This window comes from Escherichia sp. 93.0816 (genome assembly GCF_013368855.2).
Taxonomy (GTDB): domain Bacteria; phylum Pseudomonadota; class Gammaproteobacteria; order Enterobacterales; family Enterobacteriaceae; genus Escherichia; species Escherichia ruysiae.
In genome coordinates this window covers 1-22,369 of the sequence record NZ_JABWNC020000028.1, presented here as the reverse complement: position 1 = coordinate 22,369, position 22,369 = coordinate 1, and the positions used below count along the sequence as shown (strand labels likewise).

The following is a 22,369-nucleotide window of genomic DNA, read 5'->3' as shown; positions in this document are numbered from 1 at the left end:
AGAAGATCATGGGTTTGTTCGATAAACTGAAATCTCTGGTTTCCGATGACAAAAAGGATACCGGAACTATTGAGATCATTGCTCCGCTCTCTGGCGAGATCGTCAATATCGAAGACGTGCCGGATGTCGTTTTTGCGGAAAAAATCGTTGGTGATGGCATTGCTATCAAACCGACTGGTAACAAAATGGTCGCTCCGGTTGACGGCACCATTGGTAAAATCTTTGAAACCAACCACGCGTTCTCTATCGAATCCGATAGCGGCGTTGAGCTGTTCGTCCACTTCGGTATCGACACCGTTGAACTGAAAGGCGAAGGCTTCAAGCGTATTGCTGAAGAAGGTCAGCGCGTGAAAGTTGGCGATACGGTTATTGAATTCGATCTGCCACTGCTGGAAGAGAAAGCCAAGTCTACCCTGACTCCGGTTGTTATCTCCAACATGGACGAAATCAAAGAACTGATCAAACTGTCCGGTAGCGTAACTGTGGGTGAAACCCCGGTTATCCGCATCAAGAAGTAATTCTTGCCGCAATGAAAAATGGCGCCCATCGGCGCCATTTTTTTATGCTTCTAACAGCGGCGGCAAAATCAATTCATCGCTCTCATGCTGCTGGGTATAACGCATTACCTCCAGCACACGTAAGCCCGCGCTGTGTACTGCGTCGGTTAACGTCTTCCCTTTCAGTAATCCACTGATAAGCTGGGCGCAAAACAGATCGCCAGTACCTTTCAGGTCGGTTTTTACCCGTGAATGGGAAATGACATTCACGCTATCGGCACTGACCACCACCACCTGCATCTCCTGATGTTCTTCATTACCGGAGGCGCTGGTAACAACCACCCATTTTAATGTCTCTGAAAGCAGACTTTTTGCGGCAGCAATGGCGCTGTCGAGGTCACGACAATTTTTACCGGTCAGGATTTCCAGCTCAAAGATATTTGGCGTAATCCCCTGCGCCAGCGGCAGTAAATATTGCCGATACGCATCGGGAAGATCAGCTTTGACGTAAATACCGCTATCAATATCGCCAATCACCGGATCAACCATAATCAGCAAGTCAGGATGCTCTTCACGTAAGGCTGTCAGCCATTCGGCAAGGATTTTGATTTGCGATGCCGTCCCCATATAGCCCGTGGTAACAGCGCGAAGTTGGCGCAGCGCATCACGCTCCTGAAGCGCACGCAAATAGCCGCTAAACCACTCGTCCGGAATCGCACCACCGTAGAACGTATCATAATGCGGCGTATTGCTCAGCAACACGGTCGGCACGGCAAAGACATTCAGGCCGTTCTGTTTAATCGCAGGCACGGCAATGCTGTTGCCTACGCTGCCGTACACGACCTGCGACTGCACGGCGACGATATCCGCCTGCAGCGCCCTGCTCTTATCGTTAAACAACAACAAACTACTCATTTAGTTTTTTCTCCTTGCCGATGATCCCCATCGTATTCCAACCGAAACTTTACCTGATTCTGGCAGTCAAATCGGCTATCACAAAACAAGGATAAGGTAATTCAATGAAGAAAATCATTTGCCTGGTCATTACGCTGTTAATGGCACTCCCCGCTTACGCGAAGTTAACAGCTCATGAAGAAGCCCGCATCAACGCCATGCTCGAGGGATTAGCAAAGAAAAAGGATTTGATATTTGTTCGCAACGGCGATGAACACACCTGCGATGAAGCGGTTTCCCATCTGCGTCTGAAGCTGGGCAATACCCGTAATCGCATTGATACTGCCGAGCAATTTATTGATAAGGTTGCCTCGTCATCATCGATTACCGGAAAGCCTTACATTGTGAAGATCCCTGGTAAGAGCGATGAAAACGCGCAACCTTTTTTACATACGTTAATTGCCCAGACGGATAAAACAGTGCCTGCGCAATAAACTCAAATCCCCGCCCCCTGGCTAAAGTGTTCTTCGCCAAATACGCCGGTGGAAAGGTAGCGATCGCCACGATCGCAGATGATCGCTACCACCACCGCACCAGGGTTGGCTTTTGCCACGCGTAGCGCGCCTGCAACGGCACCGCCGGAGCTAACGCCGCAGAAAATACCTTCCCGCACCGCCAGTTCGCGCATGGTGTTTTCAGCATCGCGCTGATGAATATCCAGCACCTCATCCACCAGCGAGGCGTTGAAAATCCCCGGCAGATATTCCGCTGGCCAGCGACGAATCCCCGGAATACTGCTGCCCTCTTCTGGCTGCAGGCCAACAATGGTCACCGGTTTGGATTGTTCGCGCATAAACCGTGACACACCGGTAATGGTGCCGGTTGTCCCCATGCTGGAGACAAAATGGGTAATGCGCCCACCGGTCTGCTGCCAGATTTCCGGCCCGGTGGTGGTGTAATGGGCGTAGGGGTTATCGGGGTTGTTGAACTGATCAAGCAACTTGCCTTCGCCCCGGTTCGCCATTTCCAGCGCCAGATCGCGCGCACCTTCCATGCCCTGCTCTTTGGTGACAAGAATCAGCTCCGCACCATAGGCACGCATCGCTGCACGGCGTTCCTGGCTCATGTTGTCTGGCATCAGCAATTTCATGCGATAGCCTTTCAGCGCAGCAATCATTGCCAGCGCAATGCCGGTGTTACCGCTGGTGGCTTCAATCAACACATCGCCCGGTTTAATTTCTCCGCGTTTTTCCGCCTCGACAATCATCGATAGTGCCGCGCGATCTTTCACCGAACCTGCCGGATTATTACCTTCCAGCTTTAACCAGACTTCACTGCCGTTATCCGGCCCCATTCGCTGTAATTTCACCAGAGGCGTATTGCCAATTGTTTGTTCTAATGTACTCACGATCTCTGTCCATACGTGGTGTTGCCTGATGCGACGCTTGCGCGTCTTATCAGGCCTACAGGTTACAAACCTTGCCATTAAAAAGCCCGGATCGCGGGAAGCGCCTCCGGGCGTTTAACATTCACTCAACCTATCAGGCGCTTTGTGCGAGAGCAAGTTCCTCATCGCGGGTTTCAATACGCTCGTCGCCGTTATACAGCCGCGCATGTTGCAGCCCGACGAACAAACGATCGCCGCGCTGCGGGGCATCGTCACCACGCATCACCACGGTTAGCGGGTCGTCATACCATCCCAGCGGCTGCACCACTAATTGGGTGTAGTGGCCTTTCGGGCTGGCTTCCAGTACCTGTACCGGCAGCGGCGAATCGAGGCTGGTACGGCGGCTGATATCCACTTCCCACGGGCGCAGGAAGAGATCCACCGGCCCCTGATACGCAGGCGTATATCCCAGCGGCCAGCGATGTGCGCCAACATGAAACTGCCCGCCGCGAATGGTGCCACGCAGACGGTTTACTTCGCCCATAAATTCGAGCACAAAACGGGTCGCCGGTTCGCGCCATACCTGATCTGGTTCATCGGCCTGTTCGATGTTGCCCTGACTCATCACCACCACGCGGTTGGCGACTTCCATCGCTTCTTCCTGGTCGTGGGTGACGAATACGCTGGTGAATTTCAGTTCTTCATGCAACTGACGCAGCCAGCGACGCAGCTCTTTACGCACCTGCGCATCCAGCGCGCCAAACGGTTCATCGAGCAGCAGAATTTGCGGTTCAACGGCAAGCGCACGCGCCAGCGCCACACGCTGTTTCTGACCGCCGGAAAGCTGCGCCGGATAACGATCCGCCAGATGCGCAAGCTGAACCATCTCCAGCAACTGCGTGACTTTTGCTTTGATCGCCGCCGCATTCGGGCGCTCGCGACGCGGCAGCACCGTCAGACCAAAGGCGATGTTGTCGAATACCGTCATATGGCGGAACAGCGCGTAATGCTGGAACACAAAACCGACTTTACGATCGCGCGCGTGCAGGCGGCTGACGTCAGTGCCGTGGAAGCGGATATGCCCGCTGGTTTGATGCTCCAGCCCGGCAATAATGCGCAGCAGCGTGGTTTTCCCGGAACCGGACGGCCCCAGCAACGCGACCATCTGACCAGAAGGAATATCCAGTGAGATATCGTTCAGCACCTGGGTGCGACCAAAAGACTTCTTAATCCTGGCAATCTCAATGCTCATGATGTTCCTCCTGCTGCGCGCGTTTTTCCTGATTCTCCAGGCGCCACTGCAACATACTCTTTAAAAACAGGGTGATAATCGCCATCAGCGTCAATAACGCCGCAGCGGTAAAGGAGCCGACTGCGTTATAGTCCTGCTCCAGCAATTCAATCTGTAACGGCAGCGACAGGGTTTCGCCGCGAATCGAGCCAGAAACGACCGACACCGCGCCAAACTCGCCAATCGCGCGGGCGTTAGTGAGCACCACGCCGTAGAGCAGCGCCCAGCGGATATTCGGCAATGTGACGCGGCGGAACATCTGCCAGCCAGACGCACCAAGCAAAATCGCCGCTTCGTCCTCCTGACTGCCCTGGCTCAGCATCACCGGCACCAGTTCGCGTACCACAAACGGGCAGGTGACGAAAATCGTCACCAGCACCATCCCCGGCCAGGAGAACATAATTTGCAGGTTATGCTCGTCGAGCCAACCGCCCAGCGGGCCATTGGAGCCGTAGAACAGCAGATAAACCAGACCGGCAACCACCGGCGATACGGCAAACGGGATGTCCAGCAGCGTCAGCAGCAACTGACGTCCCGGAAAATCAAAACGCGTCACCAGCCAGGCCAGCAGAATGCCGAACACCAGGTTTACCGGCACGGCAATCAGCGCAATCATCACCGTCAGCCAGATGGCGTGCAGCATGTCCGGGTCGGCCAGATTCTGCAAAACCGGCATCAGCCCTTTGCTGAACGCCTGCACGAAGATGTAAATCATCGGCACCAGCAGGATGAACGCCGAAACCAGCATCCCGGTGCCAATCAAAAACCATTTGCCCCAGTTAATCGGGCGCGCGTCATAACGCTTCAACTGTGTCACTTCCGCCATTAATGACCTACCACACGCCGACCAAAGCGACTTTGCAGAGTGTTAATTGAGAACAGCAGCAGCAGTGATGCCGCAAGGATCACCGAGGCAATCGCGCTCGCCGCCGGGTAATCAAACTCCTGTAAGCGAACGAAAATCATCAGCGACGTCACTTCGGTTTTCCAGGCGATATTCCCGGCGATAAAAATCACCGCGCCAAACTCACCAAGACTGCGGGTAAACGACAGTGCAATACCGGCAATCAGCGCCGGAGAAAGTTCCGGCAGCACCACTTTGCAGAAACTCTGCCAGCGCGTTGCACCGAGCGTTTCCGCCGCTTCTTCATATTCCGGGCCTAACTCTTCCAGCACTGGCTGCACCGTGCGCACCACAAACGGAATGCTGGTAAAGGCCATTGCCACCGCAATCCCAAGCCAGGTGTAGGTGACTTTGATATCAAATTTCGCCAGCCACTCGCCGTAAAAGCCGTTCACGGAAAAGAGCGAGGCCAGCGTTAAGCCTGCTACCGCCGTCGGCAGTGCAAAGGGTAAATCCATCAGCGCATCAAGCAGAGTGCGCCCCGGAAAGCGGTAGCGGGTTAAGATCCACGCCATCAGCAGACCGAAAACACCGTTAAAAATCGACGCCACAAACGCCGACAGCAACGTTACTTTGTAGGCCGCGACCACCTGCGGGTTGGTGACCACCTCCCAGTACTGCGCCCAGCTCATCTCAGAAAGCTGCATCACCAGCGCGGAGAGCGGCAGCAGCAAAATCAGGCAGACAAACAGCAGACTGGTGCCGAGGCTTAAGGTAAACCCCGGCAGCACACGTCTGGAGGCAACGGCAAACATCAGTTACGCCCCGCCGCTAACAGCTTGTCCAACTCGCCACCACTGGTGAAGTGAGTTTTCATCACTTCCGGCCAGGAGCCAAACTTGTCTTCCACGCGGAACAGTTCAGTCTGCGGGAATTTGTCTTTCAGTTTATCCATCACTTCCGGGTTATTTACGCGATAGTAGTAGTCGGTGATGATGGTTTGCGCCTGCGGGCTGTAGAGCCAGTTCAGATAGGCTTTTGCTGCTTTTTCCGTGCCGTTGGCCTGCACGTTTTTATCCACCCACGCCACCGGGAATTCCGCCAGAATGTTGGTTTTCGGAATCACCACTTCAAAGCCCTGCGCTTCATACTGCTTACGAATGTTGTTCACTTCCGATTCGAAGCTAATCAGCACATCGCCCAGACCGCGCTCGGCAAAGGTGGTGGTCGCGCCACGACCGCCGGTATCGAACACTTCAACGTTCTTCAGGAACTGGGTCATAAACTGTTCGGTTTTGGCTTTATCGCCACCGTCGGCTTTATCCGCTGCGCCCCATGCTGCAAGGTAGGTGTAACGCGCGTTACCAGACGTTTTCGGATTCGGGAAAATCAGCTTCACGTCGGAGCGCACCAGATCGTTCCAGTCGTGGATATTCTTCGGGTTGCCCTTACGCACCAGGAAGCCCATGGTGGAGTAGAACGGTGAGCTGTTATTCGGCAAACGCGACTGCCAGTCGGCCGGGATCAGCTTGCCTTTATCGTGCAGGATCTGCACGTCAGTCACCTGGTTATAAGTGACAACGTCTGCTTTCAAGCCCTGCAAAATTGCCAGCGCCTGTTTTGATGACCCGGCATGAGATTGTTTAATCGTCAGTTTGTCACCGCCGTTATCTTTTGCCCATTGCTGTTCAAACGGCGGGTTCAGGGCGGCAAACAGCTCGCGGGAGACGTCATAAGAACTGTTCAGCAGTTCCGTTGCCTGCACGTGACCAGCCAGCAGCAGAGAAGCGACCAGCGCGAGAGAGTTCTTTTTCAGTAAGTTAACGGCCATTGCGCACCCTTATATATTTAATGACTTTCTAATAGCCATCATATTTATAACGGGCATGAAAGGAGTAACGGTTTTATATACCGTTTGGTGATTTGGAAGTTGAAAAGGGAATAAGACGAAATCCTCCCCACACATGCAGGGAGGAAACAGAGGTGAATCAGATGCCGACGCTGACCGTCTCCGGCAGTGTGCTGCCACCATCGATCACATTCTGTGTACCGGTTAAATAGCTGGATTCATCCGACGCGAGGAAGGCCGCCAGCTCACCGACTTCCAGCGGATCGGCGAGGCGACGCAGCGGGATTGCTTTCGCCATTTCAGTGAGCACTGATTCCGGATCTTGCGGATTTGACTGGCGGGCAATACTTTCCGCCATTGGCGTGCGAACGTATCCAGGGCAGATTGCGTTAACGCGAATCCCCGACTGCGCGTACTCCACTGCCAGCGATTTGGTCAGCCCCACAATCGCCGCTTTCGTTAAGGCATACGCCGTTTCGCCCGGATCGGCCACCATATCGCCGGTGACCGAAGACATCATCACAATGCGACCATCTTTGCGCGCAATCATTTCCGGCAGCACCGCCTTCGTGACGTTCCACACGCCTTTAATATTGATATCAATATGGAAATCGCGATCGTCATCGCTCATTTCAAGAAAACTACCCAGACGGCAAACACCTGCGTTATTCACCAGAATATCAATGCGCCCTTCTTTTTCCTTCGCGCGCTTGATCGCTGCCGTAACTGACGCCGGGTCGCGTACATCGGCAATTACCGCCGTACAGCGATGACCACGACCACACAGCTCATCCGCCAGCTTTTCAATCTCAGGGGAGATATCCAGCAAGATTAGGTTTGCGCCATGACGCGCAAAGGTTCTGGCAATTCCTTCACCAATGCCTTGCGATGCGCCCGTAATCAGTGCTGTCTTGCCCGTGAGTTTACCCATTTCAAGTTTCTCCTTTTGAATACAGAGCATTACGCTCTATTGTCCCTACCATACCTGAATAACAGATCAATGCTGAGGAGTGGATCTAAATTCAGGAAAATCTTAAGTAAAATCTCCCTTAACCACAACTCTGTCATTGTATGCATTCCCTGCTGTACATAATCAGGCAGGGAGATATGATTCACTCCATATGAAATTATTCGAAGGCAAATATTTAAGGTGATTGTATATGCAACTTGAAAAAATGATTACTGAAGGTTCGAACAGCGCCTCGGCTGAAATCGACCGCGTATCGACGCTGGAAATGTGCCGAATTATCAATGATGAAGATAAAACCGTCCCCTTGGCTGTTGAGCGAGTACTGCCGGATATCGCAGCGGCGATTGATGTCATCCACGCCCAGGTGAGCGGTGGCGGTCGTCTGATTTATCTCGGTGCCGGGACTTCCGGTCGGCTGGGGATTCTGGATGCCAGCGAGTGCCCCCCAACCTACGGCGTGAAACCGGGTCTGGTGGTTGGTTTGATTGCTGGCGGCGAATATGCCATTCAGCACGCGGTGGAAGGCGCGGAAGACAGCCGGGAAGGCGGCGTCAACGATCTGAAAAATATTGCTTTAACGGCGCAGGATGTGGTTGTCGGTATTGCTGCCAGTGGTCGCACGCCGTATGTGATTGCCGGGCTGGAATACGCTCGCCAGTTGGGCTGCCGCACGGTCGGTATTTCCTGTAATCCCGGTAGTGCTGTTTCAACAACCGCAGAGTTTGCTATTACGCCAGTCGTCGGGGCTGAAGTGGTTACCGGTTCTTCGCGGATGAAAGCAGGTACGGCGCAGAAACTGGTGCTCAACATGCTCTCCACCGGGCTGATGATTAAGTCAGGAAAAGTGTTCGGCAACCTGATGGTCGATGTGGTCGCCACCAACGAAAAACTACACGTGCGCCAGGTCAATATTGTCAAAAACGCGACCGGATGTAGCGCAGAACAGGCGGAAGCGGCGCTGATTGCCTGCGATCGCCACTGCAAAACAGCGATTGTAATGGTCTTGAAAAATCTCGATGCCGCAGAAGCGAAAAAACGCCTGGCGCAGCATGGGGGTTTTATTCGTAAGGCTCTGGAAAAGGAATAACCTATGGCTAAAGAGATCAGCAGTGAGCTTCTGAACACCATTCTTACCCGCGTCGGCGGCGCGGGAAATATCGCCAGTTGTGGTCACTGTATGACGCGTCTGCGTCTAGGTGTACATGACAGTTCACTGGTTGATCCTGATATCAAAACGCTGGAAGGGGTGAAGGGTGTCATTTTGACCAGCGATCAAGTACAGGTGGTATTTGGGTCGGGCAAAGCGCATCGTGCCGCAAAAGCAATGAGCGAGTTGTTGGGTGAAACACCTGTGCAGGATGCCGCAGAAATCGCCGCTCAGAACAAACGTCAGTTAAAAGCCAAGCAAACCTCTGGCGTGCAGCAATTTCTCGCCAAATTCGCCACTATCTTTACGCCGCTAATTCCCGGATTTATTGCCGCCGGTCTGTTGCTGGGGATTGCGACGTTAATCGCCACGGTGATGCACGTTCCGGCAGATGCCCAGGGAACGCTGCCCGACGCACTGAACTTTATGAAGGTGTTCAGCAAAGGCTTATTCACCTTCCTGGTGATTCTGGTGGGATATAACGCCGCTCAGGCCTTCGGCGGCACGGGTGTAAATGGCGCGATTATCGCCGCCCTGTTTTTACTCGGTTATAACCCAGGCGCGACCACCGGTTACTACGCTGGTTTTCACGATTTCTTCGGCCTGCCTATCGATCCGCGCGGCAATATTATCGGCGTACTGATTGCCGCCTGGGTCTGCGCCCGCATTGAAAGTATGGTGCGTCAATTTATGCCGGACGATCTCGACATGCTGTTGACGTCGTTAATCACTCTGCTGATCACCGCCACGCTGGCATATCTGGTGATTATGCCGCTGGGAGGCTGGTTATTCGAAGGCATGTCCTGGCTGTTTATGCATCTGAACAGTAATCCACTTGGTTGTGCTGTACTTGCCGGGCTGTTCCTGATTGCCGTGGTGTTTGGCGTGCATCAGGGCTTTATTCCCGTTTATCTTGCCTTGATGGACAGCCAGGGTTTCAACAGTCTATTCCCGATCCTTTCAATGGCAGGCGCGGGTCAGGTGGGCGCGGCACTGGCGCTTTACTGGCGCGCGCAGCCGCACAGTGCCTTACGCAGCCAGGTGCGCGGGGCGATTATTCCTGGTTTGCTGGGCGTGGGTGAACCGTTGATTTACGGTGTAACCCTGCCCCGCATGAAACCGTTTGTTACCGCTTGTTTAGGCGGCGCGGCGGGTGGATTGTTTATCGGGTTGGTCGCATGGTGGGGTCTGCCGATGGGTTTAAACAGCGCCTTTGGGCCGTCTGGCCTGGTGGCGTTGCCGCTGATGACTTCGGCACAAGGTATCCTTCCGGCAATGGCGGTTTACGCTGGCGGGATCCTGGTGGCATGGATTAGCGGGTTCATTTTCACCACGCTCTTTGGCTGTCGTAACGTCAATCTGGACTAAGCCGTAACTTAGAAACAAAACAGCCCGATACGCTACGCTTATCGGGCCAACAGGTTAACTGCAATTTATTGAATTTGAACAATCATACAAGCCGGATAAAGCATTTACGCCGCTCCGGCAAGACGCTACAGGTGCGTGAGTAAAACTTACAGCGCCATCAGTTTGTCCAGCGACGGCGCGAAGTAATAGCCGCCAGTGACCGGTTTGGTGAAACGTAACATTGCGTCACGTTTGCCATCGGTATCGCCAAACATGCTCAGCAACTGCTGCTCAATGTTGTGCAGACGTGCGCAGTAAGCGCAGAAGTACAGGCCGTGCGTGCCGCTGGCGGTGCCGTAAGGCAAGCTCTGGCGAACAATCTTCAGCCCTTTACCGTCTTCTTTCAGATCAACGCGGGTCAGGTGCGAGGTTTCCGGGCGTTCGTCGCCGTCAATCTCTTCATTGGCTTCTTTAGTACGACCGATCATCATCTCCTGATCATGAACGCTCATACGGTTAAGCTGCTTCAGGTTATGTTCCCAACGCTGTACAAACACGTAACTACCGCCTGCATCCACGCCGTCTTTGATAACCGCCACTTCGCGACGCGTCTCTTCACCCGCCGGGTTTTCTGTACCGTCAACAAAGCCGCTCAGGTCACGTTCCTCAACCCAACGGAAGCCGTGGATCTCCTCTTTCACTTCAATGCAGTCACCAAAGGCTTCCATCGCCGCCTGGGCGACAGAGAAGTTTACGTCATGACGCAGAGAAAGAATGTGGATCAACACATCGAACTGGGTCGTTGGCGCAAGACCTTTACCGTAGCCCGGAAAATCTTTCAGCTCTTCGGCACCCACGCCGCCGCTCAGAGCGCGCCAGGTGTTGTTACCAAAGGCAACCACCGCACCAAGATGCGCGTCCGGGAATTTCGCTTCAAAAGTTGCCAGTTTATCGGCAAAGGTTTTACTGGCCGCACGCAGGGCATCAACTTCCCCTTTAACGTTGGCTTCAATCCAAATCGCTGCGCGGCAATGTTCTGGCAAAATGCCACTCTGAACCTGAGACATTGTTCCTCCTGAAAATAAGAATGCCACGCAATCCGTGGCATTGTTGGGCGCTATCTTACGTGTTTTTTTGCGGCGGCGGTTTGTTCAGACGCAAATTAACGCCGCCAGATAATTTTACTGACTTTCCAGTTTTTCAGGGTATCGTCTGAAGGCATTAACCCTTCAGGACCACTCCACTCACCGCTGAACTGGTAGCTAATATGTTGACTGCCTTCGGCTTTACATTCGACAGCACGATTATCATCACCGTCGGCTTTTTGGCAATTGCCAAATGCTTTGCTGTAAAGGTCGCTAAACGATGTTCCGATTTTAACACCCGTGTCAGCAGGAATATCGCTATCCAGCACGTCAATACGGCTGATTGTGCCCTGATCGCCGTTAATCACCATCGCCACGTTGTCGCCTTTCATCACTTCGAAAAAGCGCACAACATTACCGTTCGCAGTTTTCATTCCGCTGCGCAGGCGATAATCACCATCAAGCGCATCGGCAATGGCTTGTTCTTGTAGCGGCGTAGACGCCGTTAATTCACCCACGCCCTGCTCGCTCACTTTGGTGGACGACCCAAACCAGTTCCACGGGTTAGCGGCAGACCAGTTAACTGACGACATGGTGGAACAGCCGGTCAGCATCAACGGCATAGCGCATAACAATAAACGCAGCGATTTCATGTCACTTCCTTTGGTTATTCAATAACGTTGCTTGGAGTGCGAATTTGCAAAAAAGTGCCGTTAGAAGCTGATGACAAACACAGAATTGCCTGATGCGCTACACTTATCAGGCCTGTTTTTTCCTGCAATGTATTGAATTTGCGAAAATTTGTAGGCTGAATAAGCCGTTCACGCCGCATCCGGCATAAACAAAGCGCGCCTCTGCGCTATTCTTTTTCTTCATTAAAACAGGCGCGTAATCGTCGATTGGTCAAAAGCCAGATTAACGCCACAATATCTGCCACCACCAGCGCCAGACCGATACCGCTGACGGATTCGCCATTTAGCCACAGCCACGGTTGCCAGCAAAGTAAAACCACTTGCGCCAACAGCAACAGAAAATAGAGCACATGCCAGATACGGGGAAACGTAGCCCGCCGACCACTCAGCAAAAACGCCAGCACTGCCGGAATACCCGGGATCAACCCCAGCCAGAAATTATCGTGATCGGGATAAAACAGATTCAGCAGCGCAGTACCCTGCTCGCGCGATGCACCGGCAATCACAAACAGTACCCAGGTTCGCGCCTGTAGCAAAAGCACAATCCAGAAGAGAAAAGGTAAACGCAGGCGTCCGTGCGCATCATAATGGACAGGATGAAACTCAGTACTCTTCATCTTCAATCAAACGCTTACCCAGACTCAGCACATCGGCGTGTTCATACCCCAGTCGTTCATACATTCCGAGCACCATGTCGTTATCTTCCGGCACGTTGATCTGAATTTTCGGGCAGCCGCGAGCAATCAGCTTTTTCTCCAGTCGATTAAGCAGCGCATTGGCAATCCCACGCCCGCGAAACTCTGGATGCACGCCAAGATAATAAGCAGATCCGCGATGCCCGTCATAACCGCCCATCACCGTTCCCACCACTTCACCGTTCACCTCAGCGACCAGAAACAAACTGACGTCATGGTTCATCTTGCGCTCGATGTCCATTTCCGGATCATTCCACGGACGCAGCAAGTCGCAACGCTCCCAAAGGGTGATGACCTCTTCGAAATCTTCCTGGCGAAATACGCGTATCTCCATGGTATTCGTTACCTTTTTGCGGGTTAAAAGGGTGATTATGGCGTGAACGGTTGAATTAGCCAATATCTGACGAAAATCGGTTGAAAAAGTGGCATAATGGGGAGTTGTCAACTATTGAAATGAAAAGTAAAACAATTCTCAACAGCAAACGGTCGTAACGGATTACGCGATACGATATAACATCTGGAACTTTATTATTACAACTCAGGCCGTATGAGCACTTTTAAACCACTAAAAACACTCACTTCGCGCCGCCAGGTGCTGAAAGCCGGATTGGCTGCCCTGACATTGTCAGGAATGTCGCAAGCCATCGCCAAAGAAGAACCTTTAAAAACCAGTAACGGACATAGCAAGCCAAAAGCCAAAAAAGCTGGCGGAAAACGTGTCGTTGTTCTCGATCCAGGCCACGGCGGGATTGATACCGGGGCGATCGGTCGCAACGGTTCGAAAGAAAAACACGTGGTGCTGGCGATTGCTAAAAACGTCCGTTCCATTTTGCGCAATCATGGCATTGATGCGCGTTTAACGCGTTCTGGCGATACGTTTATCCCACTGTACGATCGCGTTGAAATCGCCCATAAACATGGCGCGGATCTGTTTATGTCAATTCACGCCGACGGCTTTACCAACCCAAAAGCCGCTGGTGCATCAGTCTTTGCCCTCTCTAACCGTGGCGCAAGTAGTGCGATGGCAAAATATTTGTCGGAACGCGAAAACCGTGCCGATGAAGTCGCTGGGAAAAAAGCGACTGACAGGGATCATCTATTGCAACAAGTGCTGTTTGATCTGGTGCAAACAGATACCATTAAAAACAGCCTGACGCTTGGCTCGCATATTCTGAAAAAGATTAAGCCGGTGCATAAACTTCACAGCCGCAACACCGAACAAGCCGCATTTGTGGTGTTGAAATCGCCGTCAGTTCCTTCAGTGCTGGTGGAAACTTCGTTTATCACCAACCCGGAAGAAGAGCGACTGTTAGGCACGGCGGCGTTTCGTCAGAAAATTGCCTCTGCCATTGCCGAAGGCGTGATCAGTTATTTCCACTGGTTTGACAACCAGAAAGCACACTCGAAAAAGCGGTAAGTTATGAAGCCCGACGCACACCAGGTTAAACAGTTCCTGCTCAACCTTCAGGACACAATTTGCCAACAGCTAAGCGCCGTAGATGGCACAGAGTTTGTCGAAGATAGCTGGCAGCGCGAAGCTGGTGGCGGCGGGCGTAGCCGGGTGTTGCGTAATGGTGGTGTTTTCGAACAGGCGGGCGTCAACTTTTCTCACGTCCACGGTGAGGCGATGCCAGCTTCCGCCACCGCTCATCGCCCGGAACTTGCCGGGCGCAGTTTTGAGGCGATGGGCGTTTCGCTGGTCGTGCATCCGCATAACCCGTATGTCCCCACCAGCCACGCGAATGTGCGCTTTTTTATTGCCGAAAAACCGGGTGCAGAGCCCGTCTGGTGGTTTGGCGGCGGATTCGACTTAACCCCCTTCTATGGCTTTGAAGAAGACGCCATTCACTGGCACCGCACCGCCCGTGACCTGTGCCTGCCATTTGGTGAAGACGTTTATCCCCGTTACAAAAAGTGGTGCGACGATTACTTCTACCTCAAACATCGCAACGAACAGCGCGGTATTGGCGGGCTGTTCTTTGATGACCTCAACACGCCAGACTTCGACCACTGTTTCGCCTTTATGCAGGCGGTAGGCAAAGGCTACACCGACGCATACTTGCCTATTGTTGAGCGACGTAAAGCGATGGCCTACGGCGAGCGCGAGCGCAATTTCCAGCTCTACCGTCGCGGGCGTTATGTCGAGTTCAACCTGGTCTGGGATCGCGGCACGCTGTTTGGCTTACAAACCGGCGGGCGCACCGAATCAATCCTGATGTCAATGCCGCCACTGGTACGCTGGGAGTACGATTATCAACCGGAAGAAGGCAGTCCGGAAGCAGCGTTGAGCGAGTTTATTCAGGTCAGGGATTGGGTGTAATTTCCTCACCCCAACTCCTGCATCCGCTGATGCAGCGTCAGTGACGGCTTCTCGGCAAACAGTTGCTGATAATCCGTGGCAAATTGACCCAGATGCCAGAATCCCCACTGCATGGCGGCGTCTTTTACCGTTGTGCTTTGCGACCACGGGCTTATCAGTTCACGTCGCACGGCGTTCAGACGAATACGTTTCAGCCACGCGTTCGGGCCGATGCCTAAAATAGCGTGAAACGCGTTTTGTAGCGTGCGGCGACTGACATGCAGTTGATTGCACAAGTCCAGCACGGTTACCGGTTCGGACATGTTTTCCAGCACATATTCGCGGGCGCGGAAAAGCAATCGGCGGTAACTCTGATGACTAATGCTTTCCGCCGTCACCATTGGCTGCGCTTCTTCCAGCATCGTCCCCATCGCCATTAGCAAATTATCCCCCAGCACTTTACGCACCGCAGGCTGATGCAAATTTTCTGGATTCTCGCAAAACGTCGCCAGCGCCTGTTGCACAAAGCCCCACAGCGCGGCTTTATGCTGTTCTTTCACTTCCAGCGCCGACTGGCTACGCAGCATATGTAATACCCGATCAGGATTATGCAAAAAGTTAGCCTGCCGGGTAATGACATCTTCAGAAAGCACCACGCCAAGAATGGTGTAATCGTCCGGCGTACTTAATTCAAACTCGGTGCCACCAGGGCGTGTGGCAATTTCTGCGCTTCCCAGACATTGCGAACCGATAAATCCCTGTTCGCCACGCGTCGCCGGAATGCCAAACCAGAAAGAGTTCGGCCAGACCAGGCACGACTGGCGCAGCGCCAGACCGGTGTATTCACGGAAAACCTGAATATCATCAAGCAGGATTTCCGTAAATTCACCATGAAACTTGCCCGGATGGAGCTGATCGTAAATCTGCTGCCAGGCGGTAATCGTCAAAGCATGTTCATAGACATCCGTTGTCTGTCGTTGATGAACATTATCCACTTCGACCTTCGGCGTGAGCTTCAGGTTTTCGGGTAAGGGTTCATGATAAAGATGGTGCAAATTGGCTGTACGGGTCTTTTTCATGATGTTAATGCCGGATGTTGTATGACATCCGGCACCTCCGACAGGTTAATGGGGCTTAAGACGATAACGACTACTGCGTTTACGCAACGTCCCGGCAGAAAAGAGCTGTTCCAGCGCATTTCTGGCTTTTTCCAGCGGCCAGCCAAAGTGGGCAGCCACTTCTCCTGCCGTCATTCCCTGACGTACTGATGTTAACAGCGCCAACAACTCGTCAGCAGATCCCACGGCAATAGCGGACGCATCAGGTTGCTTCGGCTGGCGGTTAAAGCCAGTAACCAGCCACTGGGTGTCATTATCAGGCCGACCAATCTCCTTACGGCTGATGACACGCCCGGTACGCATCGCGGCGGCACAACCTGCGTCCAGCGCCGCACGACACGCCGCCAGATCACCTTCCACCACCAGCGTTAAGCGACCAGGGTCAAGCACTTCGTGACTGAGCAGACGCACGTTAGCCGCTTTCAGCATGGCATCCGCTGCATCTATCGCGGCGACCATGCCGTCCACTTCCAGCAATCCCAGTGCATTGATCATCGGCAACCTCCGTTACGCACGCTGGATTGGATTACGCGCGATTTCCAGCACGGCATCGGTAAAGGCGTTGCAGGCCGCTTTACACGCTGCCTGGCTACCGGTTAAAAATGCCGCTGAATAGTTGGTTTCTGACGGTGGCGGTACATAGGTCACCAGTTGCACGTCAGCCGATTTCAACGCCGCATCGATGCCGTAGGTCGCTTCCAGCGGCGGTGCCACCAGATACGCCAGCGGATCGCCGAGCGTAATTCCGGCGGTTGATGAGAGATAAGAACCGGTACGCGAAACCACATGAGCGAGGAATGCCGTATCTTGCTTATCGTTCGCCCACTGGAACGCCGCGCCATTTTCAATATGCGCAACCATCGCATCCAGACCGGCACGCACTTCTGCCGGGTTTGGCCCACCGAGCATAATTAGCACTTCACCGGCAGTCGGTGACGGCCCGTGCACCGCTCCTGCATACAGCGAGCGACCATACACCACTTCCACCATCGCCTGTTTGGTCGCTTCGTCAGCGGCAATGTAGGTAACATCATCAGAGTCGGCAGAAATCAACCCGAGACTACGAATATGCGGCGGTAATTTCAGTTCACGCGCAAAATCAGCGTTAACGGAGGCAATCACCCGCATGGCGGTGACCGACGGTCGAATCAAATCTAAAGCTGGCATGATGCCTCCTTATCGGGTCATGTTGATGCCGGATGCTTTCTGCTCCAGCATACGTTTCGCCAAATCCACAATGACGGCTGCGGCTTCAACCGGCGGCGTACCGCCCTGATGAATGTTAGAGATACAGGTGCGATCGGCCTCAACAGTGGTCGCCATACGCGGTGAGTAAACGGCGTAGCAGGAGAGACTTTCCGACTGTCCTAACCCCGGGCGTTCGCCCACCAGCAGAATCACCACTTTCGCGCCGAGAAGTTCGCCAATCTGATCTTCAATCTTCACGCGACCATAACGCACGAAGAACGGCGTACCGACTTTCAGCCCCGCATGTTGCAGGCCCGCCATCAGCGGCGGCAGGATCTCTTCATAGTTCACGGTGATGGCATCAGTTGACAGGCCATCGGAGACAACGACCTGTACGTCCGGATTAGCAACGCACTGTGCTTTCAGGGCTTCAACGGCTTCCGCACACAGACGACGCCCCATGTCCGGGCGAGTCAGGTAGAGATTTTTGTCGCTGATTTCAGAGCGTACTTCCAGCAGCCCCTGCGCTTTCACCCACTCTTCCGGCACTTCTTTCAGGACGGTGTCTTTCGAACGTGAGTGGTCGGCCAGGAAACGCAGCAGCGCCTGAGTACGTGGACGCGGACCGGCACGGCCTGTACAAACGCGAGCCACGGTGCTGCGACGCAGTTCGGTTAATACGTCTGCGCGATGCGGATTTTCCACGCCAATCCATGCCTTCGCTTCAGCGGAACCTAAATCCAGCGCGCAGCTTTCAGAGGTCACCGGCGCAGCGCACATTGTGGTGGCGCATTTTGTTTCCGCTGGCGCAGCATCCGCCTGCCCCATTGACGCCATCACGCTGCGTACAATTTCTTCAATCTGTTTTTGATCCATGATGTGTTATCTCCGCGTCATCAGAAGAACAGTGACGGATCGCCCGCCCGTTTGGTCAGGCGACCGTTTGCCATAATGCCCATGCTTTCCAGCCAGCGTTCAAACTCCGGTGACGGACGCAGGTTGAGTAACTGACGCACTGTGGCGGTGTCATGGAAGGCGGTGGTCTGGTAGTTGAGCATGATGTCATCGCCCAGCGGCATCCCCATGATGTAGTTGCAGCCTGCGGTAGCGAGCAGGATCATCAGGTTTTCGTTGAGGTTCTGGTCAGCGTCAGCGTGGTTGGTGTAGCAGCAGTCACAGCCCATAGAGATGCCGCTCAGCTTGCCCATAAAGTGATCTTCTAAGCCCGCGCGGATAATCTGGCGGTCGTTGTAGAGATATTCAGGCCCAATAAAGCCGACCACGGTGTTGACGATAAACGGATCGTAATGACGCGCCAGCCCATAGTTACGTGCTTCCATCGTCACCTGATCTGCGCCGAAGTTCGCGCCAGCGGAGAGCGCAGAACCTTGCCCGGTTTCGAAATAGAGGCAGTTTTCCCCGGCAATACGGTTGAACTCCGCGCCCACTGCGCGCGCTTCGTCAAGCATCGCCAGTTCCACGCCAAACTCTTTCAGCCCTTTTTCACTGCCGCAGATACTCTGGAAAATCAGCCCGCCCGGCGCGCCGCGACGGATCGCTTCGATCTGGGTGGTGACATGCGCCAGTACGCAGCCCTGAGTTGGAATGTTGAATTTGTCGATCACGCCGTAAATGGTGTCCAGCACGCGGCTTAAGTTTTCCACGTCGTCCGTTACCGGGTTGACGCCAATCACCGCATCGCCCACCCCGAAAGAAAGCCCTTCGTAGATTTGCGCGGCGATACTCTGCACATCGTCACGGGTGTCGTTTGGCTGCAAACGGGCGCTAAAAGTGCCGGGGATACCGATGGTGGTATTGGCCTTTTTGATAACCGGCATTTTCTTCGCGCCGTAGATCAGATCCGCGTTGGAGCAAATCTTCGCTACCGCTGCGACCACTTCCGAGGTCAGCCCTTTGCGGGTAAAGGCAATGTCGTCCACGCTGGTTTCATCGCTCAGCACATACTCACGCAGTTCGCTGATGCTCCAGTTTTTAATCTGGTTGTAGGCCGTTTCGTTAACGTCATCCTGAATCAGCCGCGTGACGCAGTCTTCTTCATAAGAAATCACCGGATTATTGCGGATATCCGCCACCGTCATTTCCGACAACACCTGCTTTGCCGCCACGCGCTCCTGCGAGCTTGCCGCTGCAACGCCCGCCAGCACATCCCCCGAACGCAGTTCGTTGGCTTTAGCCAGCACCTCTTTTACATCCTTAAACTGATATACATTGCCGAACAATGTGGTCTTTAGTTTCATAAGTCGTTCCCTCAGGAAGGAAATGCGAGTGATTTCACCGTCACCGGCACAACCGATCCGCCAAAAAGAGGCGTACCAATGTCGATATAGTCCCCCGCGCGAACAATCACTTCGTCAATGACTGCCAACGGGAGTTGTTGTAGCTGTGGGCGCAACAACATGCCCAGAGCTTTACCAAAGTCCTGCCCGGCTACCACCAGCAGGGGATGCGGATTCGGAAAACGCGCGACGAAATCGACCAGCGCGTTGATGACCGTCAGTACCGAGGCGTAACGCACCGGAAGCCCGGCGGGAAGCGCCAGCACGTACGCGTCAGCTTTGGGGCAAAGATCAAGCTGAATCAGCGCCTGTTGCCAGCCATTCACCAGATCCGTTTCATCAATCGGGATCGCCACCGGCAAATTGCGCAGCGGCAGTTGTACACCCTCCAGCCAGATAGTGCTGCCCGAGAGCGAAAGGGTATGCGCGCCCGCGCCAATCACCGTGGCGCGCACGGTTTGCGCCGGAAACTGCACGTTCATTTCACGCAGGCGCGGATGCTCATGCAGCGCCGTTGCCAGCAACGGGCCAATATCGGCAAAACAGAACGGGTCAGCGGGCTGGTGGCGATAACATTCGCCAACTCCGCCGGAGAGCGTAATGATTTCGGGCGTAGCGCCTGCGGGCAGCAAACCGGTTTGCATCAATGCCTGCGCGAGCGGCGAGAGCGTTCCTTCAATCACTTCGACAATCAGCGTCGCCATCCGCCGGGTGACCTGCACCAGTTGCGCACCGGTCAGTGAACGGGCATCGGTGCCTGCGCCGAAGCACTCATCCACAATCATCTGCCCCGGTTTATGGGCGTAAACCACGCGTCCCTGGCTGTCGGTTTCCAGCAGGCGACCGCCGACGTTCAGGCAGGCAGTCCCGCTGATTTTTCCGGCATCGAACAGGGCGTAGTTCGCGGTGCCGCCGCCGATGTCGATATTCAGTACCCGACACAGCCGTTGTTCAGAGAGGGTTTGCGCCCCGGCACCGTGGCCTGCAATCACCGATTCGAGATGCGGTCCGGCGCTGGCGACGACAAAATCGCCCAGCGACCGGGAGAGCGTCATCACCGCCGGGCGAGCATTGCGGGTTTTTGCGCTTTCGCCGGTGATAATGATGGCACCGGAATCAACGCTTTCCGGCGCAATGCCCGCAGCCTGATATTGCTCGAGGATTAAGGTTTTCAGTTCCGCTTCTTTTAAACCACCCTGTTTATCGACAGGGGTAAAGAACACCGGGCTTTGCCAGCTAATTTCGCGTTTGATAAATTCGTAGCGCGGCACCTGCGACACCGCCGCACGGTTAACCAGTTCCAGATGGGAGAAGATCACCTGAGTGGTAGTGGTGCCGATATCAATACCGACGCTCAGTAGCTGGCGAGTGCTCACGATTGCGCCTCCGCTTCGGTTTTAGCCGTTGCCGCGTCTTCTTTTGGCACCAGCATCATCGCCACGCCAATCGCCGTGACGCCGCCGATAAGCTTGCCGACAATCATCGGGAAGATCATGGCGTTCATGTTGGCAGCCGCGAAGCCTAAGTGATCGCCCAGGGCGAAGGCTGCAGAAACGGCGAAGGCGCAGTTGATCACTTTGCCGCGAGTATCCATCTGCTTCATCATGCCGAACATCGGGATATTGTTGGCAAGCGTCGCCACCATGCCTGCTGCCGCGATATTGTTCATATTCAGCACTTTACCGACGCTCATCAGCGGTTTTTCAAACCAGCGGGTCAGCAGCAGTACCATCGGATACGCGCCAAGCAGGACGCAGGAGATCGAGCCGATAACTTCAATCGCGCGCATCACTTCGCCAGGTTTATCACCAGGCGCCATAAAGATGGGATCAAGACCGGGGATCAGTTCCCAGCCAAGCAGGAATTTCACCACCGCAGCGGCAAGACCGAGGGTGATTAATGCAACGAGGAATTTGGCGAAGATCTGGAAGCCGTTGATCATTTTTTCCGGGATGAACTTCAGCCCCAGCGCCACCAGCACCGCAACGATAAGTACCGGGATCATGTTCATCAGGATCAGCGCGAAGGTGAACTCCACCGGCTGACCGTTGATCTGTACGCCGGAGTACATTGCCACCAGGCCACCGGCGATACAGCCAATCGGAATGGTCACAATGCCCGCCAGCACGCCGAGCGCCAGGTAACGACGATCAGAGGGTTCGATAATGCCGAGCGCCACCGGAATGGAAAACACAATCGTTGGCCCCATCATCGATCCGAGAATTAACCCAGAGTATAGCCACGCTGCTACGTCACCGCCCGCCAGCTCTTTGGCGAGGAAGAAGCCACCCATATCACACGCCAGCAGTGTTCCGGCAAACATGGAAGGGTTTGCGCCGAGCATTTCATAAACGGGGATGATTACCGGCCCAAGTACGTGAGCCAGTACCGGTGCCAGCGCGGTCATACCGACCATCGCCAGACCCAGTGCGCCCATTGCCATAAAGCCTTCTTCGAACTGCCCGCCGGATCCTTCAATACTTTTACCGAACTTACCGAGGAAACGAGCAGAACCGCCGAACTGCGACAAGATCCTGTCTACGGCCGCTATCAGCATAAAGAACATCATGATGTACATGATGATTTCGTTAATTCCCATCGCCTTTACTCCCTGTTAGTTGTTATTTATTGCCCGATGCTGAAAGTTGGTTTTCCCCCTCGCTCTTTCAGTACGAGAGCCGGGGTGAGGGTAATTGTTTGCACCAGTGCCCATCTGTTCCCCTCACCCTAACCCTCTCCCCAAAGGGGCGAGGGGACTGTTCGCGCACA

Annotated in this window: 24 protein-coding genes; 6 read left to right on the top strand and 18 right to left on the bottom strand. The window is 54.1% G+C overall.

Annotation, left to right across the window (positions count from 1 at the left end; genetic code table 11):
• The first annotated feature begins 8 nt into the window (after positions 1-8).
• Positions 9-518 (top strand): PTS glucose transporter subunit IIA, encoded by a 510-nt coding sequence (gene crr, locus HEM79_RS20200; RefSeq protein ID WP_000522247.1) that lies wholly within the window; start codon positions 9-11, stop codon positions 516-518.
• Positions 519-560: 42 nt separating this feature from the next.
• Here the strand turns inward: crr and pdxK are convergent, their stop codons facing one another.
• A complete protein-coding gene (gene pdxK, locus HEM79_RS20195; protein WP_176242390.1) occupies positions 561-1,412 on the bottom strand; it encodes a pyridoxine/pyridoxal/pyridoxamine kinase in 852 nt (283 codons plus the stop codon).
• 104 nt (positions 1,413-1,516) lie between these two features.
• On the opposite strand from pdxK, the gene HEM79_RS20190 reads away from it, so the two are divergent.
• A complete protein-coding gene (locus tag HEM79_RS20190; RefSeq protein ID WP_021551185.1) occupies positions 1,517-1,885 on the top strand; it encodes a YfeK family protein in 369 nt (122 codons plus the stop codon).
• A gap of 2 nt (positions 1,886-1,887) precedes the next feature.
• On the opposite strand, the gene cysM is transcribed toward HEM79_RS20190, so the two are convergent.
• From cysM to ucpA, 6 genes are all read right to left on the bottom strand, one after another.
• Positions 1,888-2,799, bottom strand: a complete 912-nt coding sequence (cysM, locus tag HEM79_RS20185; protein ID WP_001297645.1) for a cysteine synthase B — start codon at positions 2,797-2,799, stop codon at positions 1,888-1,890.
• A gap of 133 nt (positions 2,800-2,932) precedes the next feature.
• Complete coding sequence (cysA, locus tag HEM79_RS20180; RefSeq protein ID WP_176242392.1) at positions 2,933-4,030, bottom strand: sulfate/thiosulfate ABC transporter ATP-binding protein CysA; 1,098 nt, start codon at positions 4,028-4,030, stop codon at positions 2,933-2,935.
• Positions 4,020-4,895, bottom strand: a complete 876-nt coding sequence (gene cysW, locus HEM79_RS20175) for a sulfate/thiosulfate ABC transporter permease CysW (protein ID WP_016158740.1) — start codon at positions 4,893-4,895, stop codon at positions 4,020-4,022. The genes cysA and cysW overlap by 11 nt, the downstream gene beginning before the upstream one ends.
• Positions 4,895-5,728, bottom strand: a complete 834-nt coding sequence (gene cysT, locus HEM79_RS20170) for a sulfate/thiosulfate ABC transporter permease CysT (protein ID WP_176242394.1) — start codon at positions 5,726-5,728, stop codon at positions 4,895-4,897. The genes cysW and cysT overlap by 1 nt, the downstream gene beginning before the upstream one ends.
• Complete coding sequence (cysP, locus tag HEM79_RS20165) at positions 5,728-6,744, bottom strand: thiosulfate/sulfate ABC transporter substrate-binding protein CysP (RefSeq protein ID WP_000290223.1); 1,017 nt, start codon at positions 6,742-6,744, stop codon at positions 5,728-5,730. The genes cysT and cysP overlap by 1 nt, the downstream gene beginning before the upstream one ends.
• 157 nt (positions 6,745-6,901) lie before the next feature.
• On the bottom strand, positions 6,902-7,693 hold the full coding sequence (gene ucpA / locus HEM79_RS20160; protein ID WP_000517454.1) for an SDR family oxidoreductase UcpA: 792 nt from the start codon (positions 7,691-7,693) through the stop codon (positions 6,902-6,904).
• Positions 7,694-7,922: 229 nt separating this feature from the next.
• On the opposite strand from ucpA, the gene murQ reads away from it, so the two are divergent.
• Together murQ and murP are read left to right on the top strand one after the other, a co-directional pair.
• A complete protein-coding gene (murQ, locus tag HEM79_RS20155) occupies positions 7,923-8,819 on the top strand; it encodes an N-acetylmuramic acid 6-phosphate etherase (RefSeq protein ID WP_001175639.1) in 897 nt (298 codons plus the stop codon).
• Positions 8,820-8,822: 3 nt separating this feature from the next.
• Positions 8,823-10,247: a PTS N-acetylmuramic acid transporter subunit IIBC gene (gene murP / locus HEM79_RS20150; protein WP_176242396.1), complete on the top strand. Its 1,425-nt coding sequence runs from the start codon at positions 8,823-8,825 to the stop codon at positions 10,245-10,247.
• Between the two features lie 146 nt (positions 10,248-10,393).
• Here murP and yfeX read toward each other — a convergent pair whose 3' ends face one another.
• From yfeX to HEM79_RS20130, 4 genes are all read right to left on the bottom strand, one after another.
• Complete coding sequence (gene yfeX / locus HEM79_RS20145; protein WP_000084590.1) at positions 10,394-11,293, bottom strand: porphyrinogen peroxidase; 900 nt, start codon at positions 11,291-11,293, stop codon at positions 10,394-10,396.
• 95 nt (positions 11,294-11,388) lie between these two features.
• Positions 11,389-11,964 carry an RpoE-regulated lipoprotein gene (locus HEM79_RS20140; RefSeq protein WP_176242398.1) on the bottom strand — a complete coding sequence of 192 codons (576 nt, stop codon included), beginning with the start codon at positions 11,962-11,964 and terminating at the stop codon, positions 11,389-11,391.
• Positions 11,965-12,170: 206 nt separating this feature from the next.
• Entirely contained in the window at positions 12,171-12,620 is a 450-nt protein-coding gene (locus tag HEM79_RS20135) for a DUF2919 domain-containing protein (RefSeq protein WP_176242400.1), read from the bottom strand.
• Complete coding sequence (locus HEM79_RS20130; RefSeq protein ID WP_000406000.1) at positions 12,607-13,032, bottom strand: GNAT family acetyltransferase; 426 nt, start codon at positions 13,030-13,032, stop codon at positions 12,607-12,609. The genes HEM79_RS20135 and HEM79_RS20130 overlap by 14 nt, the downstream gene beginning before the upstream one ends.
• Before the next feature lie 213 nt (positions 13,033-13,245).
• Here HEM79_RS20130 and amiA point away from each other — a divergent pair, with 213 nt between their 5' ends.
• Complete coding sequence (gene amiA / locus HEM79_RS20125) at positions 13,246-14,115, top strand: N-acetylmuramoyl-L-alanine amidase AmiA (protein ID WP_000102901.1); 870 nt, start codon at positions 13,246-13,248, stop codon at positions 14,113-14,115.
• Positions 14,116-14,118: 3 nt separating this feature from the next.
• The gene (gene hemF / locus HEM79_RS20120) at positions 14,119-15,018 is read left to right on the top strand and encodes an oxygen-dependent coproporphyrinogen oxidase (RefSeq protein WP_176242402.1); all 900 of its coding nucleotides are present in this window, start codon (positions 14,119-14,121) and stop codon (positions 15,016-15,018) included.
• 5 nt (positions 15,019-15,023) lie between these two features.
• Here hemF and eutR read toward each other — a convergent pair whose 3' ends face one another.
• The 7 genes from eutR to eutH are packed head-to-tail and all read right to left on the bottom strand — an operon-like array spanning position 15,024 to position 22,199.
• A complete protein-coding gene (gene eutR, locus HEM79_RS20115) occupies positions 15,024-16,076 on the bottom strand; it encodes an HTH-type transcriptional regulator EutR (protein ID WP_176242404.1) in 1,053 nt (350 codons plus the stop codon).
• Between the two features lie 45 nt (positions 16,077-16,121).
• The gene (eutK, locus tag HEM79_RS20110) at positions 16,122-16,610 is read right to left on the bottom strand and encodes an ethanolamine utilization microcompartment protein EutK (RefSeq protein ID WP_021551194.1); all 489 of its coding nucleotides are present in this window, start codon (positions 16,608-16,610) and stop codon (positions 16,122-16,124) included.
• Between the two features lie 12 nt (positions 16,611-16,622).
• Entirely contained in the window at positions 16,623-17,282 is a 660-nt protein-coding gene (gene eutL / locus HEM79_RS20105) for an ethanolamine utilization microcompartment protein EutL (RefSeq protein WP_176242405.1), read from the bottom strand.
• A 9-nt stretch (positions 17,283-17,291) separates the two neighbouring features.
• On the bottom strand, positions 17,292-18,179 hold the full coding sequence (gene eutC, locus HEM79_RS20100; RefSeq protein ID WP_176242407.1) for an ethanolamine ammonia-lyase subunit beta: 888 nt from the start codon (positions 18,177-18,179) through the stop codon (positions 17,292-17,294).
• A gap of 20 nt (positions 18,180-18,199) precedes the next feature.
• Positions 18,200-19,561 (bottom strand): ethanolamine ammonia-lyase subunit alpha, encoded by a 1,362-nt coding sequence (eutB, locus tag HEM79_RS20095; protein WP_000769998.1) that lies wholly within the window; start codon positions 19,559-19,561, stop codon positions 18,200-18,202.
• Between the two features lie 11 nt (positions 19,562-19,572).
• Complete coding sequence (gene eutA / locus HEM79_RS20090; RefSeq protein ID WP_176242409.1) at positions 19,573-20,976, bottom strand: ethanolamine ammonia-lyase reactivating factor EutA; 1,404 nt, start codon at positions 20,974-20,976, stop codon at positions 19,573-19,575.
• Positions 20,973-22,199, bottom strand: coding sequence for an ethanolamine utilization protein EutH (gene eutH, locus HEM79_RS20085; protein ID WP_174617270.1), 1,227 nt, complete (start codon positions 22,197-22,199; stop codon positions 20,973-20,975). The genes eutA and eutH overlap by 4 nt, the downstream gene beginning before the upstream one ends.
• Positions 22,200-22,369: the final 170 nt, after the last annotated feature.